Raw genomic sequence first — 26,360 nt, 5'->3', positions numbered from 1 at the left:
TCGACGGCGGCAACTGGCTGGCTTAGCGTCACACAGCGGGCACGGCGATTTGGCGGGCACAACGTAAGAGTTCACACGGCGAACACGGCGAGCCACGGCGAACACGGCGGAAAGAGGGGGAGAGAGTTCGGAGTTCGGGGCTCGGAGTTCGGAGGCGTGCCGGGAAGACAGGAATCATCCGCAGAACACGCAGATGAACGCAGAAAAGAGGAAACATCCACAGATTACACAGATTAGGGGGCACACGACGGATATAGCGTCTCTCTTACCCGGCACCCGACACCCGGTGTCATTTGTGGCATTCTCTGCCGCTCCGAACCCCGAACTCCGAACTCTCCCCTCTTTCCGCCGTGTTCGCCGTGGCTCGCCGTGTTCGCCGTGTGAACTCTTACGTTGTGCCCGCCCTCCTCGCTGCGGCCGCCGTGTGACCGAACCTGCATCCTCAGCACGTGAAGGGGTTTATTACTCTCACCGTGCCGTAGTAGCGCCCGTCCTGAAAATCTTCTGAGTAAAGGGTTGAGCAGCCATAGTGCTCGGCATAGGCAAGCAAGTGGGCATCAAACCAGTTTAGCCCGTAGGTGCCCCGCCAATGCAGCGCCAACCGCAAGACGTTCTCAACAGGATAGAGTATCGTGCACGTCAGCAGCAGTATCTCGATCTCTTCACGCGCTTCATTAAATTCCAAAAGGGGCCTTTCAAGGTCCCGCAGAGGCCGCGTTGCGACCGCATAAAATTCAACCAACGCCTGATGAGGGATTCGACATTCCTCGGAAATCACCAGCCGTTCCAGCAGCTCCTCGGCCCGAGCCTGCTTGGCCGGAAAGCGCGGGTCGACCCGATAGACCAGCACGTTGGTATCAACGAGTTCTGCCACGCTCGTAAGCGTCCTCTCGCCGCCAGCCGCGATCCCGAGGAGCTTCGACGCAAGTAAATCGTCGATTACGCGCCGTTTGTCGTTCTCTGGCTTCTCGAAAAAGCCTTAATTTTTCGTCTTTTGACAAGCGCGGCCGAGGCTTGCCGATCAGCAGACGGATGCAGTCGACGGCAGACTCGAACTGCACCTCGGTTCCGGGCCGGACAGCGTGAGCGTCGGCAACGGCTTTTGGCAATGTCAACTGGAGCTTGCTGGTAACCTTTGCCACCTGTTTACGGTAACAAGGAAATTAGCCTTGTCAAAACAAGGATGATTTAATCGGCTCAGGTGGCCACGGCCGGTTTACGCCGGGCCAGGATCATCCCTGGTACGGTTAATCCCAGGCCGAGGAGCGTGAGGGCAAAGCCGGCAATCAAAAGCATTGGATTTTGTGCCCCGTTCTCCGGCAGGTCGTACACGACAAAACCGCCGCTCCCGGCCGGTTCGTAATGGGCGTTCGTGGCGTTTGGCGGCAGCACGATGCGATTGTTCTGGTTCAGGATCGGGGCGCCCATTGAAGCCTGGTTCACAAAGCTGAAGACCCATTCCCGGCCGGAGTTGGAAACCGGATGAAAATCCTTGGGCACCTCCACTGCGCGGGTGGCATCGCCCCGAATCTGGGTGAAGGCCCGCCCCTGCAGGGTGACGGTCGCCGAGCGTTGCATGTCGTCCTTCTTGAGATCGATTTTGTCCAACACGTAACGAGCAAACAATTGCTTCATGTCACGCCAGAGGACATCCGGGTGCTCACCGTACTGCTCCCGCCATATCAGCCATTGCTGAGCCGATAAGTGAAAGTTTACCGTGATTGAGCCATCCCCGTCCGGCTGGACATTTTCAACCACGTCCATGTCAATGTGCTCCGTTGCGACGGCGGACCCGAGGGCCACCAAACCGTTCAGCACGACACCGATCACTAACGCCGCAAATGCCTTTTTCATTGGAAACGAACGGTGCCGAGCAGTTGCATCAGCTCCGCCTTTTTGGATTCGAAGAGCGCAGCCGGGCAGCCGGCGACGACGCCGATGACACCCCCTTGTACCGGCCGCATGAGCGCTACCCACCGGGTACTGCCGGCACGGTTGCTCGTGTGGCCAAACAGCACGCTGATTTCTCCCTGTTGGCTGGATTGATCGAGGTGGGGGTAGGTACCCACGCGGGCAAACACTTGAGAGAGTTCGCGGAAAGCCGCCGGCACCGTCGAGGCCCGCGGAACCTCCAATACCTGCATGGTTGCCAGGGAAGCGGGTTCTTGCACGTCAAACGTGATCCCGAAGTTCGGTTGCGCCTGCTGAACCTGCCAGGCTTGCGGGTAGTCAAAGCCGACCAATCCGGCACGATGCTGGTAGTGAGCCAATTCGCCTGCCGGCGCCTGCTCGTCGTTGCCGCCCCCGCCTTCAACGTAACGGGGCGCGTTGGCGGGCGGGCGGCCCTGCGGTTCACGGCTCACCAGCATGGTGTGGATCCGGTCGGTGTCCACATCAGTCAGTTCGGGTGGGGCATATCCCTGAACGCGATATTGCCGAACGGGATAGGTTATCTTGTACTGCTGCTTCTGGAAGGTCTCCCCCGCCATTTGGATCGCCTTCTCGAACGGCACCACCTGGTTTTGGCCGACGGCCTTTGGCGTGATCGCGGTGCATTCCAGGAAAAACCCCTGCCCGGCCGCTTGCACGCCGATGAAGGCATGGCCCGGGATAAAAATCACGTATGCATCGCAGCCCCAATAGGTCATCAGCGAGGCCCACAGGAGCGTCAATTCAATGCAAAGCCCCGAATTGGTCATGATGACGTCCCGAGGCATGCGGACGGTCTGGATCAGCCGCTTTTCATCGCCGATGATTTCCGGCACGCCCTCGGCGCTTACATAGCTAAGGCCGGTCTCCTTCATGTAATCGTAAGTCGCCCTCATCAGCTCGATGACCGATTTAACATCCTCCGAACTGTTGCCCGTATTGATTCCGGCCAATGTTCCCCCGGTGCGTTTGGTGATCTCTGCGGCGTACTGCTTCACCACGGGATCGTTCGGGGTGACCATGCACATCGTGAACTGCCCCAGGTTCAGCGTATCGTAAAAAGAGATGATGTCATCCGGTGCAAGATCGCAGTACTGGACCTCATTGCGCCCGAGGATGACGAAGTCGCGGTGCAAAACCTGTTCCTGCACGGCGCTGGCATCTCCTTCTTTCCATTGGAGCTTTATCTCCAGCGTGGCGTTGGTGCGGTTATCCAGGCGGGCAATTTTCTCAGGCAGCCGTGGGTAGAACACCGAAGAAGTGGAGTAGCCCGGCGGCAATTCGCGGATTACCTCCGGGGTGGTCCAACTGATGTAGTCCGGAATCTGGTAGCTGACCGATAGATTCCGGATGCTTCGGCCCCCGGAATTCTTAAGTACCATCTTGCTGAGGTAGTACTTGCCGTGGTCGACCTCCGGGTTGCCGTAAGTCTTGTACGCGAAACTCATGATGGACGAACGGACCACCGGAGCGTCCCAGGTTAGAGTTGCCGGCTTGGGCGCACTGAGGGCCCATGCGATGAGACAGCCGCCGCCCAGTAGGAGGAGAATTATGCCGGCGGCTAGTATGCTGAAGCGACGACGCACTGGATGAGAGCCTGGTTGCATGGCGTTGACCGAAAAAAGGAGAGAATCTGTTTTCTGCGCCGGAACCGTGCCGGCCGGTCAGATTTCATCCGGGCGCCGGCAGTCGGGTTCCTGAGCCGGCGTGGATTGTTAAAGATCGGCCGGTGAGCGTCAATCTTCCTGCTGCTTTCAAACTATAGTGACGTTGGTAGCTATAACGCATCGCCGGAGCTACGCGCAACCTGCCGGCAGGCACAGCAAAAGATGCCGGCTGATCGGGTACCTGCTGTTGCCGATCTTCAAATGTAAGCACGATGCATCGACGGGAAGGTAGTTGCTCATACAGCGAAGGCCGGCGCAGGTGGTTTCAGCACTGCGGGTTTGGGATTGCCTCTCAGTAGTTGTCCATCCTGCGGTCTTATCGTCGTGTGGAAAATTCTCGCAGCCGCCCTCTGATCGCCGGCAAATTCGATGTCCGAAAACGGCCAGCGCCACGGCCCGGGCGCGGTACATTGGTGGCGTGACCCTCAACGCGCACCATTGTTATGAAGCGCTCCTCACGCGCGATGCGCGGTTTGATGGGCGCTTCTTCGTTGCGGTGAAATCGACCGGTATTTACTGCCGCCCCATTTGCCGGGTCAAAATACCGCTGCGCAAAAACTGCACGTTCTTCAGCCACGCCGCTGCCGCAGAGGTTGCCGGTTATCGGCCGTGCAAACGTTGCCGGCCCGAATTGGCGCCCGGCAACAGCCCCATGGAAATCAGCAGCCAGCTGGCCCGTCGGACCGCTTATTACATCAGCACTGATTTCCTGGCCGAACGCTCGCTGGACGAACTCGCGCAGGAACTTGGGGTCACCGGCCGCCAGATGCGTCGCGCCTTTCACGAGGAGTTCGGCGTGTCACCCGTGGAGTTCTGGCAGACGCAGCGGCTGCTGCTGGCCAGGCACCTGTTGACCGATTCGCAGTTGCCGGTCGCTTCCGTGGCGCTGGCGAGCGGCTTCAAAAGCCTGCGCCGCTTCAATGCGCTGCTCAAGGCGCGCTACCGGGTCTCGCCAAGCCAATTGCGCGCCTGGCGTGGAAAGCCGGCGGCCGGCGAAATGGCGGGCTTCGCCTTCCACCTGGGTTACCGGCCGCCGTTTGCGTGGCCCCGGATGCTCGAGTTCCTCGGGCGGCGTGCCATCCCGCACGTCGAGGCCGTCCACGACGGTGCTTATTGGCGGACCGTGCGTATCGAGCGGCAAGGCCGAGCGTTCAGCGGCTACCTTCAGGTCGGCGACGAGCCGGAGCAAAACCGGTTGACGGTGCGCCTCTCCGACTCGCTCTTGCCGGTGTGCGCCGTGGCGCTCGAGCGCGTGCGGCGGCTCTTTGACTTGCACGCCGATCCCGCCGCCATTCGCGCGACGCTCGGCCCGCTGGCTGACGCCCATCCGGGCCTGCGGGTGCCCGGCAGTTTTGAGGGCTTTGAGATGGCGGCGCGGGCCATCCTGGGTCAGCAGGTTTCGGTGGCGGGCGCTCGGACGCTGGCGGGACGGCTCGCGCTGCGGTTCGGCACGCCGCTTCCCACGCCGGTGCCGTCGCTCACCCGCCTCTTCCCCACTGCGTCGGACCTGGCTGCGGCCCCCGTTGAGGCGGTGCGTCAAGCCGGTCTGACCGGCGCCCGCGCCACGACGCTGCTGGCGACCGCGCGGGCCATCGCGGCGGGCGCCTTGGCGCTGGAGCCGGGGCGGCGCATCGAGGAAACGCTGCAGGCCCTGCGGAAGATCTCCGGTATCGGTGAATGGACCGCCCAATACCTCGCCATGCGCGCGCTTGCGTGGCCCGACGCTTTTCCGCACACCGACCTCGGCATCCGCAAGGCACTTGGAGAACCTAACGCCAAAAAAGTCCTGCAACTCGCCGAGAAGTGGCGTCCCTGGCGCGCCTACGCGGCCGTTCACCTCTGGATCAATGTTTCCAATGTTTCTCATCCACCTTATGAACTCATTCACGATTCTTCCGTCCCCGCTCGGTGACCTGCTCTTGGTCGCCGATGAAACCCACCTGCGCGGCGTTTATTTCGCTGGCGAGAAACACGCGCCCCCCACCCGCGGCTGGGAGCACAACCCGGATCAAGCCGTCCTGAAACAAACTGCCTGTGAACTCGCCGAGTATTTCAGCGGATCCCGCACGGCCTTTTCGGTGCCGTTGCGCTACGAGGGCACGAGCTTTCAACAAGCAATCTGGAGGCAGATCTCGGCGATTCCGTTTGGCCGGACGATCTCTTACTCCGAACTCGCCCAACGCGCCGGTGCACCCAATGCGCCGCGTGCGGCCGGAACGGCCACGGGACAAAACCCGCTCAGCATTCTTGTCCCCTGCCACCGCGTCGTGGGCAGCAACGGCGGGATGCACGGGTACGCCGGCGGGCTCGACCGTAAGCGCCGCCTCCTTCAACTGGAAACAGTGACCGCTTCACGCGCTGAGCGCACTTCTCCCAAAAGGCCAGACGGCGGCAGAGATGCGCGTGCTGCACGGGTTTGAAGTCATCCGGGAAACTTCCCGCAGCCCCTTAAGGGGTCCATGCGTTTGGCGCTTGCCAAAAGCCGGGCAGAAGGAAGGTTGGCCGATGGCCGAGTGTTTTTATTTCCAAGTCACCCTGGAGCCGCACCTGAAGCATTCCGGGGCTAAAACAGGCCGCAAGATCTACTTTTTGGTCGAGGTGCCTCGGGCACTGGCCCGCGCAGCGGCCGAGGGCGAGTCCGACGACGAACTGGCGCTGCGGCAGAGCGCCCAGCGGCTGGCCGGCGAGCTGGCCCCGGTGGCCATGCGGGGCACGCCGTGCTCGCCGGGCGAGGACGCGATGGCGGTGTCCTGCCAGTTTTCCCATCCCGGCCTGGACGCCCTGGAGCGCGTGCCGGACGCGGTGCTCAACGGCGCGCGGGCTTGGCTGCTCGGCACGGATCCGGACTGAAGAAAAGCTGCGGCACGCCCGTGTCAGCTTTGTGAAAGCCGTCCGTGGTTCGAGCCGGGGTTTGTTCGCCCTCCGGGCGACCCCGGACCTGTGCCTCGGGCCAAAGGCCGCCAAAGATACCCGTTGCGTTTTGGGGCGGGTGGGTGACCTTGTCGCTCGTTTGCTCTAGTTCGAAGTGCGGTGGATCGTCAGGTGAGGCCCTTTTGCCCGGTGGTGATTTGAAACCCGGTGTTCGGGAACGGCTCGGGGCCGGGCAATCGTCAATAAATCACCTTTGAGAAGCATGAAACTTTACGTTGGAAACCTCTCGTTTCACACCACCGCCGACGATCTCCAAACGGCTTTCGAACCGTTTGGCGCCGTGGCCGAAGTGGCCCTGATCAGCGACCGGGTCACGGGCCGCTCGCGCGGGTTTGCCTTTGTGACCATGGGCAGCCGGGCCGAAGGGCAGGCCGCCATCGAGGGCCTGCAGGGCCACGAACTCGACGGCCGCGCCTTGAGCGTCAACGAAGCGCGTCCCCGCGAGGAGCGGGAGCGCTTCGGCGGCGACCGGCCGAGCCGGCCTTCGGGCGCCAAGCAGCGCCGTTGGTGAGGCCCGCCGCTGTTCCGGTCGCCGGATCCCTCTGCTTGAGGGTGTCCGGCGACGGGACGCGCGGGTTGGAGCGGCCCCGTCGGCCCCTTTCCCAGCCCACCAAGCACCTTCTTCCGTTACCTTTGCCATGCCCAACGAAGCCGAGCTCACGACCGAAGGCACCATCACCGCCGTGCTGCCCGGGACCATGTTTCGGGTCGAACTCGACAACAAACACCAGGTCCTGGCGCACATTTCCGGCAAGATGCGTCAGCGCTTCATCCGGCTGAACCGGGGCGATCGGGTCCGGCTGGAAATGTCACCCTACGACCTGAGCAAAGCGCGCATCGTTTACCGGTTGAAATGAAAAAAAACCGATCTTCGTGTTTCGGCCGGGAAAGCGGGGTCCCGCTTGAGGAACCGCCATGGCCAACCGGGACATCACCCAAAGCCGAGACCCCCTGCCCTGCTGAGCTTTCTTCCCGGAGATTAACTATACTTGGAGCGCATCACGCTCTGACGCGCTAAGCTGGGGCATGCGCCGTTTCATGCGGGTAGAATTTTCTGATGGGGTTCGGGCCAGCCATGCCCGGCTGGTGTTATTGATCGAGCTGCCGGGACCAGTGATGCTTCAACTGCAGGCCGAGCGGGCCGCGCCTCAGGCGCGTGCCCTGGAAGTGGCTCTCCAGGCCGTGCCCGAACCCACCCCCGCCGCCCCCGGCCGGCCACTGCGCTTGTTGTCCAACACGCCCGCGCAGCCCAAAGCGCCTGAGGCGCTCGGTGAACCGGCCTACCACGCCCCGGACGGCTGCCGCGCGTGGGTCATCCGGTGCCCCAAGCCGTTTCCCGGGCTCGCCTAGCACGGCCGTTCACGGGGACCAAGGGCCGCCGGTCGGAGAAAGACCTCTCGGACGAACCGCGGGAACGCCTGCGCTTGGCAGCGCTTTCGAAGCCCGGCGGTAAGGCTCCGTCCGCACCCCTGCATCGCGAGGCAAGCGCGGGCGACGTTGTTGGTCTTGTTCGAGGAGATCTTCGCCTGACGAAGCAGGTGTCCCTGTTTAAAAATTGCAGGGACGAGCCTTTGGGACCAATGGAACGCGATGCCGAGCTCGGGATAATGCTCCAATGGTCCCACCCCCCTCAATTGAGAATGCTCATTTATTGGTGAACGACGCCACCCTGGCAAATCATGGAGTTGGTATGAGTAACCATGGCGGACCGACCTGGTTGATCGAAAGAAGTTTGACCCCGCTTGCAGCTGCCGAGCGCGAGCGTCTGCTCCAGAACCCAGCCTTCGGCAGGGTGTTCACCGACCACATGGCGACGATCCGCTACACGGAAGGACGCGGCTGGCATGAAGCGAAGATAGCGCCTCGCGGAGACTTCACGCTGCATCCTGCGACGCTGGCGTTTCATTACGCGCAGGAGATCTTTGAAGGCTTGAAAGCCTATCGGCTTGCCGATGGCGGCGCTGCGCTGTTTCGCCCCGGCGCCAATGCCCGCCGTTTCCACCACTCCGCCCATCGACTCGCGATGGCTCCCCTGCCCGATGAGTTGTTCCTTGAATCCGTGCGCGCACTCGTCCGCGTGGACCGGGATTGGATCCCCGAGGCCGAAGGTGCAGCCCTCTATCTTCGGCCGTTCATGCTCGCAATCGAGGCGCTTCTCGCCGTGAAGCCGTCGATTGACTACCTTTACTGCGTCGTGGCATCGCCGGTCGGCTCTTACTTCAGCCCGGGCGCGTCCGCCGTGACGCTCTGGGTTTCCGAGTATTACACGCGGGCCGCGCCCGGGGGCACCGGCGATGCCAAATGCGGCGGCAACTATGCCGCCAGCCTGGCCGCTCAAGCCGAAGCGGTTCGAGAAGGCTGTGATCAGGTGGTATTCCTCGATGCGGTGGAGCGACGCTGGGTCGAAGAACTCGGCGGCATGAATGTGTTCTTCGTCTTTGACGATGGCTCCCTGCAAACCCCACCCCTGACCGGCACGATCCTGCCCGGAGTCACCCGCGATTCCCTGATCGTTCTGGCTCGCGGCCTCGGGCTCACCGTGCGTGAAGCGCCTTACGCGATCGATGCGTGGCAAGCCGATGCGGCCAGTGGGCGCCTGCGCGAAGCGTTTGCCTGCGGCACCGCCGCGGTGGTGACGCCGATCGGCAAAGTAAAGGGGCGGAAGCATCATTTCACGATTGGAGACGGTGGGGCCGGCGTGGTGACAGGCCGCCTGAAAGCTGCGTTACTGGACATCCAACAGGGTCGCGCACCGGACCCCCACGGCTGGCTGGACCGGCTGTTCTGAGCCGTGCGCCTTTGCAGGATGAGATGCTCGGTGCGCCGCTGGCGAAAAGGCCAATCCGGCGTATAGGTGACCATGTCGCCGAACGAATTTTGCCGCGTTTGCCAAACCATGCCCGTGACGGGCCGGTTCGCAGGCACCATCATCACCTCCTACCCCTATAGCGCCGAGGAGCTTGCCGTGACCTTGCAACTGCGGAGCGGTGACCGGCTGATGTTTAACACCTGGAATGAGTTCAACGAGTGGTACGCCCAGCAGCGCATTCAAAAACGCAGATGCCGATGACCGCCCACTCCGGCGCTTTGCGGGAAAGTTAACGCTCGTTTACAAGTGATTGACGATACGACGATTGCCGCACGTCCCCGTGAGTTACACAAGTGATCGTGTGTTATACCATTCAGACAGTTATCTTACCTCGGTAGAATGTCGGCTCAAGGGGGTTCCGGCGCCGGAGGATGCTCCGTAGCTGGTTAAATCGGTCTTACGCCCGACGGGCCGGTTCTTAGGCCCAACGGGCCGGTAGAACATAGCCCAGGGTTTACCCTGGGTAACCGTCAAATTACGATTGAGCCCTCCTAAGGCGTCACGCCTGTACGCCCTCCCTAACAAACGCCCGCCCGCCGGGTTGGATTTGCTGAAGGGGCGGCAGAACCCCCCGGCAACGTTTTCTACCGCCCCTTCAGGGCTGCGTCAAGGGAAAACGGCTTCCCAGGGTAAACCCTGGGCTAAGGTTCCCCGGCCCGTTGGCCTAAACCGTTTATACGGTTTAACAGGTGTAACGCTGGCAGGGCACCTGGGAAGGAAGACACAATTTCACCTCCATGGCCGTCGAAATGGAAAAACCCTGAAACTTGGCGACGCGAAGAGCGTTGTAAGCTGCCATGAGGACGATCCGAAAACTCATTTGGCCTTTCCGGGTGACCCGGCACCAGCCCGGCTGCATCCGGCCCGCAATCTTCCTTTACCCCACGGAGGAACCAAGTCTCGGGCAGGCAGACGCAAGGCAATGTCGGGCCGTTGCGATTAGCCTCTGCCCGCGTACTGTAACAAGGCCCTCATCTGCGATCATCGACCGCCAACTGCGGCGAGCGGCGGTCGCCGAACGCCGGAATTAGACAGAACCCCCCAGATAACCCCTGATGCCGGGAGACTAAAATGGCAGCAAAAACATCATTGTTGGCAACGGTGCTTTTTGCACTCACGGCCGCAGCCCCAGCCCTCGCGAGCGATACGCCGGGCGTGACGGCGACCGAAATCAAGATCGGCAACACCATGCCGTACAGCGGGCCCGCCTCGGCCTATAGCGTCATCGGCAGGGCCGAGGCCGCGTTCTTTAAGATGGTAAACGACCAGGGCGGCGTTGCCGGTCGCAAGATCAATTTTATCTCGCTCGATGACGGCTACAGCCCGCCGAAGACCGTGGAGCAGGTACGCCGGCTGGTTGAGGAGGACCAGGTCGCGTTGCTGTTCAACACGCTGGGCACCCCGACCAATTCAGCGATTTATCGGTACGTCAACCAGAAGAAGGTGCCGCACCTGTTCATCTCGAGCGGCGCGGACAAATGGGGCGATTATCAGCACTTCCCGTGGACGATGGGCTTCCAGCCGAGCTTTCGGGTTGAAGCGCGGATCTACGCCAAATACGTTCTGAGAGAGAAGCCGGACGCCAAAATCGCCATCCTCTACCAGAACGATGATCTCGGTAAGGACTACGTTGCCGGGACGAAAGACGTGCTGGGCGATAAGTTCGACCCGAGGGTGGTCACGGCGAGCTATGAGGTCACCGACCCCACCGTCGACAGCCAGCTTACCAGCCTGCAAGCCTCCGGCGCGGACGTGCTGCTGGTGGCGGCGACCCCGAAGTTTGCCGCCCAGGCGATCCGCAAGGTGCATGACCTCGACTGGAAGCCATTGTTCTTCCTGTCCAACGTGTCGGCCTCAGTCGGCGCGGTAATAAAACCGGCCGGACCGGAGAACGCCATCGGCATCATCACCGCCGGCTACCTGAAGTCTCCGACCGATCCCGCCTGGAAGGACGACGCCGGCATGAACGAGTGGCGCGACTTCATGGCCAGGTACATGCCCGGCGCCGACACCAGCGACGACGGCTATACGTTCGCTTACACCGTCAGCATGGCCATGCTGCAGGTTTTGAAGCAGTGCGAGGGTAACTTCACACGCGAGAACGTCATGAACCAGGCCGCCAACCTGCACGACCTGGAGCTTCCGACGCTGCCGCCGGGCATCAAAGTGAACACCAGCCCGACCAACTACCGCCCGATCCGGCAGATGCAACTCGTGAGATTCGACGGCACCAGCTGGGTGCGCTTCGGCGAGGTGATCACCGGCGGCGGCAATTGATCGCTGGCCGCCGGCCCGATCGCCGCGACCGAGGCGTGCGTTATTTAACTTATTTATTTAGTTATTGGCATGCGCGGAATCGCAGCATTCTTCTCGAGCGACAAACGCATTTCAGCGGAGCGGCTGAAGCGCGCAACCAACCGCCTCCACCACCGCGGTCCGGACAGCCGGGGCATCTGGCTGTCCCCCGATCAGCGCGTTGGCCTTGGGCATGCGCGGCTCAGCATCATCGACCTCACGACCGGCGATCAGCCGATCGCGAACGAGGACCGGCGGATCCATATCGTTGTCAACGGCGAGTTTTACGACTTCGAGCGGCAGCGACGCGAACTGGAGCAGCGCGGACACCGGTTCCGAACCCGCTCGGACAGCGAGATCGCGTTGCACCTGTACGAGGAATTCGGCGCGCATTGCGTGCAGCAACTGCGCGGCGAGTTTGCGTTTGTATTATGGGACGAGGCGAACCAGACCCTGTTCGCCGCCCGCGACCGCTTCGGGATCAAGCCGCTCTACTACGCCGTCCACAACGGTGCGCTTTTGCTGGCTTCCGAAATCAAGGCCCTCTTCGTCGCCGGAGTGCCTGCGCGCTGGGACCATGAGTCTTTCTATCATAGCGCTACCGCCCCACCGCTGCTCGATCGCACGCTGTTCGACGGGGTGTACCAGTTGCCCCCCGGTCATTACCTCACGGCGACCACGAATGGAATGCGCATCCTGCGCTACTGGGAATTTAGTTACCCGCCCGCAGACCAGTCGGCGACGGACGCGCGGGACGAAACCGCCTTCGTCGAAGAGTTTGCCGCCCGGTTTGACGAAGCCGTGCGGTTGCGGATGCGCGCCGACGTGCCGGTCGGCTGTTACCTGAGCGGCGGACTTGACTCGTGCTCGGTGCTGGGTTTCGCCGCGCAGCATTCCAGCTCGCCGATCCAGGCGTTTACGCTCACGTTCGATCAGGCGGCGTACGACGAAGGCGAGATCGCCCGCGAGATGGCGGCGCGTGCCGGCGCAAACTTTCATCCCGTCCCGATCAGGCAGTCTGACATCGCAGACCATTTCGCCGACGCGATCTGGCACTCGGAGACGCTATGCAGCAACGGCCACGGCGTGTCAAAGTACCTGCTCAGCCGGGCGGTTCGTGACGCCGGTTACAAGGTGGTTTATACCGGCGAAGGCTCCGATGAAATCCTCGGCGGCTACGTCCATTTCCGCGTCGACATGCTTGAGCATGGCGCCCAAGGTCAGAACCCGGCGGAAGTCCGGCGGCTGGTGCAACAGCTCGAAGCGGCCAATAGCGTCTCGCGCGGAATGCTCTTGCCCGTCGGCGAAACCGGATCGCTGGAGAGCGTCGAGCGGTTGCTCGGCTTTGTGCCGACCTGCCTGCGGTTGTTCGCCGCGGGTAGCCGGCAACGGCAGACCCTCTTCGACGCTGACTTTAGCGCACGGTTTGCCGGACGCGAGAGCGTCCGCCTGTTCTTGGACAGCCTGGATGTGCCCGCCGTCTTGAACGGGCGCGACCCCCTCAACAAATCACTGTTCGTCTGGGCAAAATCGGTTTTGCCGAATTATATCCTGAATCTGCTCGGCGACCGGATGGAAATGGCGCACTCGGTCGAGGGCCGCGTGCCGTTCCTGGATCATCACGTCGTTGAGTGCGTTTGCCGGGCGCCGGTGTCGCTGAAAATCCGAGGCATGACCGAGAAATATTTGCTTCGCGAAGCGGCTAAGCCGCTGATCACCGAGACCGTGTACCGCCGGCAAAAGCATCCGTTTCTTTCGCCGCCCGGGACCATCGTTCCAACCGAACGATTCCATCAGATGATGCAGGACACACTCCGTGGTCCGGCCCTCGCGTCGCTGCCGTTTTACGATCGGAAGAAAATCGTCGCCCTGCTCGACCGGCTGCCCGCGATGCCGGATTCGGACCGTGTCGGGTGGGATCCGGTGTTGATGTCGGTACTCAGCGCGTGCGTTATCCAGGAGCGCTTCGGACTGGGTTCTAAGGCTGCCGGCAGTGAAGCCTTCGCCGTCCGTTCGCATCCGGTGATGGGGATCGCGCGGGAACGGGCCCACGCCGCCCGGCGCTACGTATCACATTGAGAGTGACGATGAACTTTCGCCGGTGCATCGTGATGAGGAGGACAGGCACTCAATTTGCCGCCCGGATGTCTCAAGACAGCGTCGAGGCAAGCGCAATGACGGCTGACCGGGTGATCGCCGCGCGCCGGCAGAAGACCGGCGCGTCGACAGCCGCGGATCTATGGCCGCTGGCGGCGGAGAACCGCGCGCCGCTGCTCAGCATTAGCGGATTGTCGGTGCGTTTCGGCGGGATTGTGGCCCTCGACAACGTCTCGTTTGACGTCCAGGCCGGGCGGATCTGCGGCCTCATCGGCCCGAACGGCGCCGGTAAGACCACCCTCTTGAATTGCCTGAGCCGCCTTTACCGCGCCGGTACCGGCACCGTTGACTTTGCAGGCGAGCCGTTGTTGCAGGTGCCGCGCCATCGCGTTGCCTGCCTTGGGATCGGCCGGACGTTTCAGAACCTGGCCCTGTTTGAGACCATGTCGGTGCGCGACAACGTCCTGATCGGCGGGCATTGCCGTGGCCGCAGCGGGTTTGTCGCCAACGCGTTGCGCCTGCCGCCCGTGCGTCGTGAGGAACGGCTGCTGCGCGAGCGCGCCACGGGCCTGCTGGAGATGCTTGAACTGTCCGCCATCGCGGACGTACCGGTGAGCGCGCTTCCCTTCTGCAGACGCAAGCGCGTGGAACTCGCGCGCGCCCTCGCCGGCGGGCCGAAGCTGCTGCTGCTGGACGAACCGGCCGCTGGGCTCAACCATGCCGAGCTCAGCGAACTCAGCCAACTGATCGTCAACCTCCGCAGCCGCCTTGGCCTCACCATCCTGCTGGTCGAGCATCACATGAGCCTGGTGATGCGGGTCTCCGATCAGGTGGTGGCGCTCGACTTCGGCCGTAAGATCGCCGACGGTACGCCCGCCGAAGTGCAAAAAAATCGCGACGTCATCCGCGCCTACCTCGGGGATAAGCTGTGACGGCCATTCTCGAACTGCGCAACGTCGATGCCGCTTACGGGCCGGCGCAAATCCTGTCAGCCGTTGACCTGGCCGTGGAGGAATGCGGCATCACGACGCTGCTGGGCCCCAATGGTGCCGGCAAGACGACCACCCTTCGTGCCATCTGCAACCTGATGGTGCGCGTCTCCGGCGAGATCCGGTTCGCGGGCGAGCGGATCGACGGCAAGGCGACCGAAGACATCGTCCGCCTCGGCGTAGCCCATGTACCGGACGGTCGCGGCACATTCCTTGGGCTGACCGTCGAGGAGAATTTACGCGTCGGCGCCTACACGCGTCGCGACAAGGGGGTTGCAGCCGATTTCGACCGCCTCTACGGCCATTTCCCGCGTCTGAAGGAGCGGCGGCGGCAACAGGCCGGGACACTGTCCGGCGGCGAGCAGCAGATGCTGGCGATCGCGCGCGCGATGATGCTGCGGCCGAAGCTCCTGCTGCTCGACGAGCCGTCGTTTGGTCTGGCGCCGCTCGTCGTAGAGGAAATCTTCCGAATCCTGCGCGCCGTCAACCATGACGAAGGCGTTAGCATGTTGCTGGTCGAGCAGAACGCCACCCTCGCGCTCGAACTTGCTCATCACGCTTACCTGATCGAGACCGGAAGCATCGTCATGGGCGGCGCCGCGACCCTCATCGCCTGCGACGACGCCATACGCCGCACCTACCTCGGCTATTAAGGGGGCAAGGGATGCAAGCCTTCCTGCACCAAGTGGCGTCCGGCCTGGCCAACGGCGGCCTCTATGCATGCGTGGCCCTCGCGCTGGTGATGATCTACCAGGCCACTCACTTCATCAATTTCGCGCAGGGCGAAATGGCGATGTGCTCAACCTACCTCGCCTGGGCGATGCTCGAGGCCGGGTTGCCCTACTGGATGGCTTTCGGCCTTACGCTTGCCTTCTCCTTTATTGCGGGCATCGCCATCGAACGGATCATCATCCGGCCGGTGGAACGCGGGCCGGCACTGACCATCGTTGCCGTGTCCATCGGCCTGCTGCTTATCCTCAACAGTCTGGCCGGGTGGATCTTCGGTTACACGATCAAGCGCTTTCCGAGCCCGTTCCCGCCGATCGCGTGGTACGGCAGCAGATACCTGTCGTCCCACGAAGCGGGCATGATCGTGGTGACCTTGGCGGTCTTGCTGCTCGTCCTCCTGTTCTTCCGCTGTACGCCTCTGGGTCTCGCGATGCGGGCGGCGGCGCAGAACCCGGTATCCAGTCGCCTGGTTGGCATTCGCGTCGGCTGGATGCTGGCGTTCGGCTGGGGGCTGGCCGGTGCGATCGGCGCGGTGGCCGGCATCATGGCGGCGCCGATGATCTACCTGGACCCCAGCATGATGAGCGGCATCCTGCTGTACGGCTTCGCGGCCGCGCTGCTGGGCGGAATCAATAATCCATGGGGTGCCGCGCTGGGCGGCTTTTTTGTTGGCGTGCTGGAGAATCTCGCGGGCGCCTATCTCGTCGGCACCGAACTGAAACTCACGCTGGCCCTGGCGATCATCGTCGGCGTGCTGGTTTTCAAACCCGCCGGTCTCTTTGGCCGGACCCTGGTCACGCGAGTGTGATGATGATGTTCAGCCGGACGCCATCGCGAGACGCTGCGGCATCCGCCGGCCTGTCACCGCTAAGGTGGCGATGCGGCGTTATTACCGCGCTGCTGGCGATCGCCTGCGTCCTGCCGTTTGTGCTAAGCGGCTACCGCCTATCCCAATTTAGTCAGGTGCTCATCTACGCCATCGCCATGTTAGGGCTTAACCTCCTGACCGGCTTCAGCGGCCAGATTTCGTTGGGCCACGGCGCGTTTTATGCCATCGGCGCCTACACCACGGCGATCCTGCTCGATAAGGGCGGCCTTCCTTACTGGGCAGCCGTTCCCATCGCCGGTGCGATCTGCCTGGCGACAGGCTTTCTGTTCGGATTACCATCGCTGCGGCTCGAAGGTCCCTACCTCGCCCTTGCCACCTTTGCCCTTGCCGTGGCAACTCCCCAGCTCCTCAAATTCGGGGGGTTCGAGCCGTGGACCGGCGGCGTCCAGGGGGTCCAGATCGACGCTCCCGAGGCGCCCTTGGGGCTGCCGCTCAACGCCGACCGGTGGGTCTACTATTTCTGCCTGCTCTGGGCGGTCGCGCTGGTCATCATCACGCGCAACCTGCTGGCTGGGCGCACCGGCCGCGCGCTGATCGCCATCCGCGACCATCCCCTGGCCGCGGCAGCCATGGGCATCGACACCGCGCTCTACAAGTCCCTGGCCTTCGGCATCAGCGCCATGTACACCGGCATCGCCGGCGCGCTGAACGCCTTGCTGTCGGGCTACGTCGCGCCGGACAGCTTCCCCGCCCTCCTTTCGATCAAATTGCTGGTCGGCAGCATCGTGGGCGGGATCGCCTCGATCACGGGGGCCTTCATCGGGGCACTCTTTATCGAGTTCACGCCCAACGTCGCGGAGCGGGTGTCAAAGGCGGCGCCCGATGCCATTTTCGGCCTGTGCCTGATCGCATTGATGTATCTCATTCCGCGGGGTATTGTCGGCATTTTCGACTTCATCGGCCTCCGGTTTCGGCAGCGTTAGGTGCTGACGTGACGCATTACGGTCAAGCATCTCGCGGGCGGGGCGTTGAACGGAGGACAGGAAACCGCAAGGAGTCAGGCAAACGCACCTGAGGGTCGGCGGCTCGAGGACCTCAGCCCGGCGCACGTTCGCGTTCATTTTTTGATGGCCGATTTCAACCAAACGCCGTCGTTACACCGGTTTTCACGTTTGTTGAGCTGTCTTTGCCTCGGAGGGGCTGAAATGATGATCGAGAGCAGCCAGGGGCTTATGCCCTGTAGACACTGATTTGGCTGGAATTCCGGCGAAGGGGGTGCTGCGGGACGCTCCGCACGGCCTTACCTCGGTGTTAGGCCCAACGGGTAGTGAGACCTTAGCCCAGCGCGTCCGCGTACATCGGTCTTAGGCCCAACGGGCCGTGAGAACCTAGCCCAGGGTTTAACCTGGGTAACCGTAGAATCACGATCGAGCCCTCCTAAGGCGTCACGCCGGTACGCCCTCCCTAACAAACACCCGCCCGCCGGGTTGGATTTGCTGAAGGGGCGGCAGAAGCCGTCGCTCACCGGTTCTGCCGCCCTTTCAGGGCTCGGTCGGGGGAGGAACCGCCTTCCTAGGGTGAAACCCTGGGCTAAGTTCCCTTGACCCTTCGGGCCGTAAGACGGTCTGCCGGCCCGTTGGGCCTAGACCGTTTATACGGTCTGATAGGTGTAAATCCGGCAGGGAACCTCAACCCCTGGGAAACGCCCGCATAAAGCCTTCTCTGGGCCCGCCTCTAGCTTTTTGTTGCGCGCGTGTGGATTCGGCGCCAACCAGTGCCGGTGGAACTTCGGCATTTGCGCTATTTTGTCGCCGTTGCTGAAGACCTGAGTTTTCGTAAGGCCGCTAAACGGCTGCACATCGCCGAGCCGCCCCTCGGCAGGCAGATTCGCGACCTTGAAGAGGAGATTGGGACGCCGTTGTTTGACCGGAGCCGCAATCACGTGCGTCTGACCGCCGCCGGACAGGTTTTCCTGGCCGGCGCCCGCGAGACGTTGGAAGCCGCCGCCCGAGCGGTCGCCGGCGCACAGAAGGCGACGCGCTCGGCCGTGCCGGTGCCGTTTCGCATCGGGAAGTTTGGCTCCTTCACGGCTTCCTTTCTGTCGCAAGCGCTGTCCCTCTATAAAGATACTCACCCTAACGTGAGCATTTCGCTGTTCGGCATGGACCCGCAGGCGCAGTTGGACGGGTTGCTCGCCGGCCAGCTTGACCTGGCCTTCGTGCCGACGTTCGACCTGCTCTTGCGCCGGGGGGTGGCCAAACAGATTGAGGCACAACCGGTGCTCCGCTCCCCCCTGGTGGTGCTGCTGCCGGTTGGACACCCGCTGGCGGCGCAAGCCAACGCCGGACGGCAGGAGAAGGCCATCCCGCTCTCCAAACTCTCGGGCGAGGTGTTTCTGCGGTTTTCAGCCGATCAGAACCCCAGTTACACCCTGCTCCTGGTGCGTGAGTGCCGCCGGCGCGCCAAATTTCGCCCCCGCTTGGGACCGGAAGGCAGCGACCATACGGACCTCATCAACCTGGTTGCGGCCGGTGAAGGCGTCATGCTGGAGGCGCAGTTTCTGTTCGACGAAGCCATGGCGCGGCTGCGCTCGGCTTCGGTGCCGGCCCGGGTTGTGGCCCGCCGCGTGGCGCTGCCCCTGTTCGAACTGGTTGCCGCGTGGTCCAAGGCCCACGCTTCACCGCAGGTGGCCGAGTTCCTGAAGAGCTTGGCGTCGGTGCCGCAATTGCCGAAGGGGCACGCCGGCCGTTCAAACCAACCTTGAGGTGGCGAGCCTTATGCCGCCTTTAGCGGCCGCGGACGGCCGGACCTCGGCGTGCGGCCCGGCGTTCTGAAACCTTTTAGGTTCCAGCTCGAAACTAACAAAGTAATTTCCGTGACGGCAACGCATATGATCTTCGCGCAAGGAAATTACCGTGAGCCCATCTTACTTTCTGCCGCTTAACTCGTTAACCCTTTCGAACCGAATCGTGACCGGGTCCTCATCCAGGATCCGGGTCGGAACGCACGCGCCCGAGCCGCCGTTGACGAAGGGCCGGTCACCACACCCGTCCCATCCTCATGAACAGAGCCGGCCTGACGCTCCGTGGCGCGGTGAGCGTTGGAGGTATCTTTTTTTGTGCCGGAGATGGCCCTCGCCGCGGCCTTCGCGGCGCTGGCTGCCCCCTTTGTCCCTCGCCCTCTTCGCTGCGCTGGCGGCTGCGGGGTGCAAACCCCAGGGGCAAAGCCAGCCCCCGCCGGCCCCGCCCCCGCCGGTGACGGTGGCTAGGCCCGTCCAGAAAGAAATCGTCGAATGGGATGAATACACCGGCCGCACCGAGGCGGTGGAGAGCGTGGAGATCCGGCCGCGCGTCAGCGGCTACCTCGACCGGGTTGCCTTTAAAGCCGGCGCTTTGGTTAACCCGGGCGACCTGCTTTTCGTCATCGACCCGCGGCCCTACCAAGCGGAAGTCGACCAGGGCGCCGCTAACTTACAGAACGCCGACGCCCAGCGCCGGCTGCAGCTTGCCAATTTCACGCGGGCTGAGAAGCTTTTTGAGACGAGGGTGACTTCGAAAGAGGAATACGACACCAGCATCGCTCACAAGGACGAATCGGAAGCGCAATACCAACAGGCGCAGGCGCATCTAAGCTCCGCCCGGCTCAACCTCGGCTTCACGCAGGTGAAGGCCCCGATCCGGGGCCGCATCGCCCGCCAACTCGTCACCCACGGCAACCTGGTGCAGGCCGACTCGACGGTGCTGACCACCCTGGTCAGCGTCGACCCGATCTATGCGTACTTCACTGTGGACGAGCGGACGGTGCAGAAGTACCTCGACCAGATCAAGGGGGGTGAACTGGCCGACGCGCGGACCAACCCCATCCCGGTCTACCTCCAATTGGAGGGCGAACAGGGCTTTCCGCACGAGGGCGTCATCGACTTCATCAATAATACCTACAACTCCTCAACCGGCAGTCTGCAGGTGCGGGCCCGGTTCCATAATGAGGATGGTTTCCTGATGCCCGGAGCCTTCGTCCGGGTCCGGGTTGCCGGCGCGCCCAAGCACCAGGCGGCGCTCATCAGCGATCGGGCCGTCGGCACCGACCAGGGCCAGAAATTTGTGCTGCTGGTGGACCAGAACCGTACCGTCCAGGCTCGACCGGTCGAGCTTGGGCCGGTGGTCGACGGGTTGCGGGTGGTACGCCGCGGCCTTGGTCCCGACGATCAGGTCATCATCAACGGCCTGCTGAACGCACGTCCCGGCGCCCCGGTGACGCCTCAGCCCGGCGACATGATGCAATGGCTGGCCGGCCAGGCCCCGCCCGAAGTGAGCATCAGCCAAGGGGCCCCGCGGCCCGCCTCGAGCCCGGCGGCGATTGCGGCAAATGACCACGACGCAAACCATTAAACTAACCTAACCAATCCCACGCCGCAGCTTATGAAACTTTCTCATTTCTTCATCGACCGCCCGATTTTCGCGGTGGTCTTGTCGGTTGTTACCCTGATTGCAGGCGGGTTGGCTTACCTGGCGCTGCCCAAGGCGCAGTACCCCGAGATCGTGCCGCCCACGGTTGAGGTCACGGCCCGTTACCCGGGGGCGGACCCCAAGGTCATCGCCGACACGGTGGCCACGCCGATCGAGCAGGAGGTCAACGGGGTCGAAAACATGCTCTACATGAGCTCGCAGTCCACCGGGGACGGCGTCATGACGCTGACGGTGACCTTCAAGCTCGGCACCAACCTCGACCTCGCCCAGGTCCTGGTCCAGAACCGGGTGGCGCTGGCGGAAGCCCGTCTGCCCGATACGGTCCGTAAGCTCGGCGTCGCCACCAAGAAGAAGTCGCCTAACCTGATGATGGTGGTGAACCTGCTCTCCCCGGATAACACCTACGATCAGGCCTACATTTCCAACTATGCCTACCTGCAGGTGCGCGACGTGCTGGCCCGCTTGGAGGGTGTGGGCGATGTCCTCGTGCTGGGCGCGCGCGAATACAGCATGCGCGTGTGGCTTGACCCCGACCGCATGTGGTCGCGGCAGTTGACCAGTGATGACGTCGTCTCGGCCATTCAGGCCCAGAACGTGCAGGTGGCCGCCGGGCGCCTCGGCGCGGAGCCCGCCCCGCGGGGCACCGAGCTGCAACTCTCCATCAACACCGAAGGCCGGCTGCGCACGCCGGAGGACTTTCGTCAGATCATCGTAAAACGCGGCGAGGATGGCTCACTCGTTTACCTCGGCGACGTCGCGCGCGTCGAACTCGGGGCCCTGGACTACAGCGTGGCTTCCTACCTGGACGGCAAACCCTCTCAGGCCCTCATCATCTACCAATCCCCGGGCGCCAACGCGGTAGCCACCGCCCACCGCGTCTCAGCCGCCATGCAAGACCTGGCCAAACGCTTTCCGAAAGGTTTGCAGTACGCGATCGTGTACAACACCACCACTTTCGTCGAACAGTCGATCGAGGCCGTCATCCACACCTTGGTTGAGGCGATCGTGCTGGTGTTGATCGTGGTGCTGGTGTTCCTGCAGACCTGGCGGGCCACCCTCATCCCGCTGTGCGCGGTGCCGGTGTCATTGGTGGGCACCTTCGCGGTGATGGCGGCCTTCGGCTTTTCACTCAACAACCTGTCGTTATTCGGCTTGGTGCTGGCCATCGGCATCGTCGTGGATGACGCCATCGTGGTGGTGGAGGCCGTGGAACTCAACCTCGAAGAAGGCATGGAGCCTAAGGAAGCCACTCGCAAGGCCATGGACCGTGTGGGCGGGGCGGTGCTGGCCGTCGCAGTGGTTTTGAGCGCGGTGTTCATCCCCACGGCCTTCATCAGCGGCATCACCGGCCAGTTCTACCGCCAGTTCGCGCTGACCATCGCCGTCTCCACCCTCATTTCGGCGTTCAATTCCCTGACCTTGAGCCCCGCCCTGGCCGGCTTGCTGCTCAAGCCGCACCACGCGAAAAAGGACTTGCTCACCCGCGGCCTGGAGCTGCTGCTGGGCTGGTTTTTCCGGCTGTTCAACCGGGGCTTTGACGCCGCGACCCACGCCTACGCCGGGGTCGTGCGGCGCCTGGTGCGCCTGGGGGCGGTGGTCCTGCTGGTCTACGCGGGGTTATTGGTGCTGACCGTCTTGGGCTTCAAGACGGTGCCGGTCGGCTTCATCCCGCTGCAGGACCAGGGCTACCTCATCGGCCTGGCACAGCTGCCCGACGGCGCCTCCCTGCAACGCTCCGACGACATGCGCCGGCAAATGGTCCGGTTGGCCGCGGGCGTGCCCGGCGTAAGCCACACGGTCGAGTTCGCGGGCTTTTCCGGCCTGGACGGGACCAACCGCAGCAACGCGGTCACCACCTTTCTGGTCCTGGCGCCCTTTGAGGAGCGGGTGAAAGACCCGAGACAGAACGGCTTGGCCATCCTGGCCGAAGTGCAACGGCGCTTCGCCACCCTTCAGGACGGCCGGGCGCTGGTGGTCCCGCCCCCGCCCGTGCAGGGCATCGGCAACGCCGGCGGGTTCAAACTGCAGGTCCAGGATCGCCGGGGCGCCGGGCTTGAGGCGCTGCAAGCGGCGAGCGATCACCTCCTGGTTCAAGCCATGCAGCAGCCCGGGATCGCCGCCGCCTTCACCACGTTTCGCTCGCAGGGGCCGCAGCTTTACCTCGACATCGACCGGCGCAAGGTCGAGACGTTGGACGTATCCATGGAGTCGGTCTTCAACGCCCTCCAAGCCTACCTGGGCTCGACCTATGTAAACGACTTCAACTTCCTGAACCGGACCTACCAGGTGAACGTTCAAGCCGAGGGCGCCTTCCGCCTCCGGCCGGAGTCCATCCGCGGCCTCTACGTTCGAAACCGCAAGAACGAGATGGTCTCGCTGGGCACCCTGCTCAACGTGAGGGAGACCAACGGGCCCGACAAGGTGATGCACCACAACCTTTACCCGTCGGCGGACGTCAATGGCATCCCGCTGCCGGGCTTCAGTTCGGGCCAGGCGATGGCCACGATGGAACGGCTGGCGGCCGACGGGCTACCTTCGCAGTTCGGCTACGAGTGGACCGAGTTGGCGCTGCAACAGAAACTGGCCGGCAACTCCGCCCTCTACATCTTTCCGCTTTGCGTGCTGTTCGTCTTCCTGGTGCTGGCCGCCCAATACGAGAGCTGGGCGTTGCCGATGGCCATCATCCTGATCGTGCCCATGTGCCTGCTGGCGGCCATTGCCGGCGTCTACCTGCGTCAGATGGACAACAACGTCTTCACCCAAATCGGCTTAGTGGTGTTAGTCGGTTTGGCCTGTAAAAACGCTATTCTGATCGTGGAATACGCCAGGCAGCAGATGGACGCGGGCGTGGACCGGCGCGAGGCGGCGGTGAACGCCGCCCGGTTGCGGTTGCGGCCGATCCTGATGACGTCGTTCGCGTTCACGCTGGGCGTCTGGCCGCTGGTCGTTGCGGCGGGCGCAGGCTCGGAAATGCGCCAGGCGCTGGGCACCGCGGTCTTCAGCGGCATGATCGGCGTGACCTTGTTCGGGATCTTTCTGACCCCGGTGTTCTTCTCGGTCCTCATGAAGTTTTTCGGCCCGAAGGGCGCCTCGCGACCGGCACCGGTCGCGCATGAACCGGCGCCGCAACCGGCGACCGTAACCGCCTGACGCGCGCAACGCCGGATGACGCCCATGCAACCCACCAACAATGTTCACGTCACGCCTGCTTCGACGGGCGGCCACGGCGCCTACCCGGCGCCGCTGGTAACCCGAAGCCAATATCCCGCCGCTTTCCCGACCTTCGACGCGGCCCAACTGCAGGCGCTTGGCCCTTACGCGCGAGTGCGGCGCTACGCGCCGGGCGAAGCACTCTTTTCTGCCGGCGAACGCGCGTTTCGCTTTTACGTCCTTAAGTCGGGCCGGATCGCGCTCATGGACCGGTCCGCCGCCGGCGATTTGAGGACGTTGGCCGTTCATGAGCACCCCGGTGAATTCACCGGCGACGCGGCCAACCTGGCCGGCAACCCGGCCCGTGCAAGCGCCGTGGCCCTCGGGGTCACGGAGGCCTACGAACTGAACGCAAGGGACCTCCGGCGCTTGTTCAGCGACAACCCCGCCCTCAGTGACCTCATCCTGTCGGGCTTGATCGCCCGCCAACGGATCCTTGAAGACCTCGAGCATTTTGCCGGGCTGCGCGTCATCGGCTCGCGATTCCACTACGATACGGTTCGCATTCGCGAGTTTTTGACCGGGCACCGCGTACTTTTCACCTGGACGGACACCGAAGAGGACCCGGACACCGACCGTTTGCTCCAACGGTTCGGCCTGCAAATCGAGGAAACGCCGGTGCTCTGTTGGACCGGCGCGGCGTTGCTGCGCAATCCCTCCAACGCGGCGTTGGCCGGCCTGCTCGGGCTTCGCCAACCGCTCGAGGCGGAAACGCTGCACGATTTGGTCATCATCGGCGCTGGTCCGGCCGGTTTGTCTGCCGCGGTTTACGCAGCCGCGGAAGGGTTGCAGACGCTCGTGCTGGACGGCTTGCCGCCCGGAGGTCAGGCCGCCCGCAGTTCAGAGGTCGAGACCTGCCTCGGCTTTCCGGCCGGCGTAAACGGCGCCGCCCTGGTCGAAAGTGCCACGATGCAGGCCAGGAAGTTCGGCGCGAGGTTCGCCGTGCCCGCGCGTGCGGTCGGTTTGGCCTTTGGCGGGGAAGGCGGCGCGCGACCGCCCATCGTGGTGCGGCTGGAAGGCCATGAGCACCTGCTGACCCGGGGGGTGCTCATTGCCACCGGGGCCAAGTATCGCAAGTTGCCGGCCGAGGGGTGCGAGCGCTTCGAGGGCCTGGGGGTCCATTACGCGGCCACCAAGGTCGAGGCCCAACGGTATGCCGGCGCAGAGGTGGCGATCGTCGGGGCCGGCAACGCGGCCGGCCAGGCCGCGGTGCTTCTTTCGACCCACGCCCAAAGGGTCTACCTTATCCTGCGCGGTTCCCGGCTAGGCGGGAGCGCGTCGCGCCACCTGGCGCGGCGGATCGAAACGGCCGGCAACATTGAAGTGCTCTACCGGACTAAAATCCGCCGCACCGCCGGCGAGGGTAGCCGTTTAAACGGGATCGAAGTGGAAGACGCCGGGCGTAAGCAACGGCGGACGCTGCGCGTGCAAGCCGTCTTTGCACTGCTCGGAGCCGTGCCGCATACCGCCTGGCTGCCCAGCGAAATCCTCACCGACCAAGACGGCTTCATCAAGACCGGTCGAGCCGTTCTGGAAGATCGCCAGGGCCCGGCCCGTTGGCCTTTGAAGCGCCAACCGTTTTTCCTGGAGACCAGCCGGCCGGGGGTATTTGCGGCCGGCGACGCCCGCGCGGGCTCGATGAAATGGGTGGCGAGCGCGGCCGCCGAAGGCGCAATGGCGGTGGAGTGCATCCGCCAATACCTGAAGGGGGCCTAACACGCTGGTTAAGGTCCAAGTCCGCAAACCCGTTGCTTACGGTTGCACGGGCAGACAAGGTGCTTCAAATGGTCGTTGATGCCTGTGCCTTACCGAACAAGATTTCAATCACTTTCCTAAGCTCGGCTTTAACCATTTTCTGGAATCGCGGCGGGAGAGTAAATTGGGGGTTACCGACCGAAGCAATACCATTTATTGATCTTCAGCTAAATAATGTCCGTACTTGGAAAAGGTAGCTCTGATTCAAACGCACCTTTTGCTCGAGAATTTACTTTCCTGAAGAGCAATAGACAATCATTTGGATAGAATTCCGGCGAAGGGTGTCGCCGCCGGCATTCTACCGAGATAGCTGCCTGAATGGTATAGGATCAGCCGTCCCTACGGGACGAAAGCATCCCCCCCGCCTCTAACTATACACGAGGTCATAAATAATTGCGAATAGAATTGGGTAGTGATAGTCGTTCCTGCATGAGGACGCTTACCATCGCCGATGCGGGGAAGGTGATTCTGGGCCTGCAAGATGAAATCCGTCGTTCACCGGAGGCGCGCTATGACCACCGGCGGCACGGCGTCTTGCTGGTGGCTCAAGGCATGAACTGCTGCCAGGGGGCCGAGTTGCTGGGCGATGCGCCG

24 protein-coding genes are annotated in these 26,360 nt (G+C 63.1%); 19 read left to right on the top strand and 5 right to left on the bottom strand.

Translation table 11 applies throughout. The features are described from left to right. Positions 1-442: 442 nt before the first annotated feature. The 4 genes from JO015_21815 to JO015_21800 are packed head-to-tail and all read right to left on the bottom strand — an operon-like array spanning position 443 to position 3,377. On the bottom strand, positions 443-874 hold the full coding sequence (locus JO015_21815; GenBank protein ID MBW0001743.1) for a PIN domain-containing protein: 432 nt from the start codon (positions 872-874) through the stop codon (positions 443-445). After that, entirely contained in the window at positions 858-1,142 is a 285-nt protein-coding gene (locus JO015_21810; protein MBW0001742.1) for an AbrB/MazE/SpoVT family DNA-binding domain-containing protein, read from the bottom strand. Before JO015_21810 ends, JO015_21815 begins: the two co-directional genes overlap by 17 nt. Before the next feature lie 55 nt (positions 1,143-1,197). Beyond that, a complete protein-coding gene (locus JO015_21805) occupies positions 1,198-1,854 on the bottom strand; it encodes a hypothetical protein (GenBank protein MBW0001741.1) in 657 nt (218 codons plus the stop codon). Continuing rightward, positions 1,851-3,377, bottom strand: a complete 1,527-nt coding sequence (locus JO015_21800) for a hypothetical protein (protein MBW0001740.1) — start codon at positions 3,375-3,377, stop codon at positions 1,851-1,853. Before JO015_21800 ends, JO015_21805 begins: the two co-directional genes overlap by 4 nt. Before the next feature lie 637 nt (positions 3,378-4,014). On the opposite strand from JO015_21800, the gene JO015_21795 reads away from it, so the two are divergent. The 8 genes from JO015_21795 to JO015_21760 all read left to right on the top strand — a co-directional run bounded on the left by JO015_21795 (position 4,015) and on the right by JO015_21760 (position 9,597). Next, positions 4,015-5,508 carry a helix-turn-helix domain-containing protein gene (locus JO015_21795; protein MBW0001739.1) on the top strand — a complete coding sequence of 498 codons (1,494 nt, stop codon included), beginning with the start codon at positions 4,015-4,017 and terminating at the stop codon, positions 5,506-5,508. Beyond that, the gene (locus JO015_21790) at positions 5,471-6,016 is read left to right on the top strand and encodes a methylated-DNA--[protein]-cysteine S-methyltransferase (protein MBW0001738.1); all 546 of its coding nucleotides are present in this window, start codon (positions 5,471-5,473) and stop codon (positions 6,014-6,016) included. Before JO015_21795 ends, JO015_21790 begins: the two co-directional genes overlap by 38 nt. An 85-nt stretch (positions 6,017-6,101) precedes the next feature. Next, complete coding sequence (locus JO015_21785) at positions 6,102-6,446, top strand: hypothetical protein (GenBank protein MBW0001737.1); 345 nt, start codon at positions 6,102-6,104, stop codon at positions 6,444-6,446. Positions 6,447-6,729: 283 nt separating this feature from the next. After that, positions 6,730-7,038 (top strand): RNA-binding protein, encoded by a 309-nt coding sequence (locus tag JO015_21780; protein ID MBW0001736.1) that lies wholly within the window; start codon positions 6,730-6,732, stop codon positions 7,036-7,038. A gap of 127 nt (positions 7,039-7,165) precedes the next feature. Then, entirely contained in the window at positions 7,166-7,384 is a 219-nt protein-coding gene (infA, locus tag JO015_21775; protein MBW0001735.1) for a translation initiation factor IF-1, read from the top strand. A gap of 181 nt (positions 7,385-7,565) precedes the next feature. After that, positions 7,566-7,877: a hypothetical protein gene (locus tag JO015_21770; protein MBW0001734.1), complete on the top strand. Its 312-nt coding sequence runs from the start codon at positions 7,566-7,568 to the stop codon at positions 7,875-7,877. A gap of 340 nt (positions 7,878-8,217) precedes the next feature. Then, positions 8,218-9,315, top strand: coding sequence for a branched-chain amino acid aminotransferase (locus JO015_21765; GenBank protein ID MBW0001733.1), 1,098 nt, complete (start codon positions 8,218-8,220; stop codon positions 9,313-9,315). Positions 9,316-9,387: 72 nt separating this feature from the next. After that, on the top strand, positions 9,388-9,597 hold the full coding sequence (locus JO015_21760; GenBank protein MBW0001732.1) for a hypothetical protein: 210 nt from the start codon (positions 9,388-9,390) through the stop codon (positions 9,595-9,597). Between the two features lie 481 nt (positions 9,598-10,078). Here JO015_21760 and JO015_21755 read toward each other — a convergent pair whose 3' ends face one another. Beyond that, a complete protein-coding gene (locus tag JO015_21755) occupies positions 10,079-10,216 on the bottom strand; it encodes a hypothetical protein (protein ID MBW0001731.1) in 138 nt (45 codons plus the stop codon). Positions 10,217-10,467: 251 nt separating this feature from the next. Between JO015_21755 and JO015_21750 the strand changes: the two genes are divergently transcribed. The 11 genes from JO015_21750 to JO015_21700 all read left to right on the top strand — a co-directional run. Next, complete coding sequence (locus JO015_21750) at positions 10,468-11,673, top strand: ABC transporter substrate-binding protein (GenBank protein ID MBW0001730.1); 1,206 nt, start codon at positions 10,468-10,470, stop codon at positions 11,671-11,673. Positions 11,674-11,742: 69 nt separating this feature from the next. After that, positions 11,743-13,770, top strand: coding sequence for an asparagine synthase (glutamine-hydrolyzing) (asnB, locus tag JO015_21745; GenBank protein MBW0001729.1), 2,028 nt, complete (start codon positions 11,743-11,745; stop codon positions 13,768-13,770). A gap of 95 nt (positions 13,771-13,865) precedes the next feature. Then, positions 13,866-14,720: an ABC transporter ATP-binding protein gene (locus tag JO015_21740; protein MBW0001728.1), complete on the top strand. Its 855-nt coding sequence runs from the start codon at positions 13,866-13,868 to the stop codon at positions 14,718-14,720. Continuing rightward, positions 14,717-15,430 carry an ABC transporter ATP-binding protein gene (locus JO015_21735; GenBank protein ID MBW0001727.1) on the top strand — a complete coding sequence of 238 codons (714 nt, stop codon included), beginning with the start codon at positions 14,717-14,719 and terminating at the stop codon, positions 15,428-15,430. Before JO015_21740 ends, JO015_21735 begins: the two co-directional genes overlap by 4 nt. Before the next feature lie 11 nt (positions 15,431-15,441). Further along, entirely contained in the window at positions 15,442-16,314 is an 873-nt protein-coding gene (locus tag JO015_21730) for a branched-chain amino acid ABC transporter permease (GenBank protein ID MBW0001726.1), read from the top strand. After that, positions 16,314-17,318 (top strand): branched-chain amino acid ABC transporter permease, encoded by a 1,005-nt coding sequence (locus JO015_21725; GenBank protein ID MBW0001725.1) that lies wholly within the window; start codon positions 16,314-16,316, stop codon positions 17,316-17,318. Before JO015_21730 ends, JO015_21725 begins: the two co-directional genes overlap by 1 nt. A gap of 770 nt (positions 17,319-18,088) precedes the next feature. Beyond that, positions 18,089-19,099 carry a LysR family transcriptional regulator gene (locus JO015_21720; protein ID MBW0001724.1) on the top strand — a complete coding sequence of 337 codons (1,011 nt, stop codon included), beginning with the start codon at positions 18,089-18,091 and terminating at the stop codon, positions 19,097-19,099. 496 nt (positions 19,100-19,595) lie between these two features. Beyond that, positions 19,596-20,723 carry an efflux RND transporter periplasmic adaptor subunit gene (locus JO015_21715; GenBank protein ID MBW0001723.1) on the top strand — a complete coding sequence of 376 codons (1,128 nt, stop codon included), beginning with the start codon at positions 19,596-19,598 and terminating at the stop codon, positions 20,721-20,723. Between the two features lie 30 nt (positions 20,724-20,753). Beyond that, complete coding sequence (locus JO015_21710; GenBank protein ID MBW0001722.1) at positions 20,754-23,951, top strand: multidrug efflux RND transporter permease subunit; 3,198 nt, start codon at positions 20,754-20,756, stop codon at positions 23,949-23,951. A gap of 24 nt (positions 23,952-23,975) precedes the next feature. After that, positions 23,976-25,727 carry an FAD-dependent oxidoreductase gene (locus JO015_21705; protein ID MBW0001721.1) on the top strand — a complete coding sequence of 584 codons (1,752 nt, stop codon included), beginning with the start codon at positions 23,976-23,978 and terminating at the stop codon, positions 25,725-25,727. 468 nt (positions 25,728-26,195) lie between these two features. After that, on the top strand, positions 26,196-26,360 hold a 165-nt coding region (locus tag JO015_21700; protein MBW0001720.1), incomplete at its 3' end, for a transposase.

This window comes from Verrucomicrobiota bacterium, from assembly GCA_019247695.1.
In the GTDB taxonomy this organism is placed as follows: domain Bacteria; phylum Verrucomicrobiota; class Verrucomicrobiia; order Chthoniobacterales; family JAFAMB01; genus JAFBAP01.
The sequence above is the reverse complement of the archived record's forward strand: the minus strand, read 5'-3'. Positions and strand labels throughout refer to the sequence as shown.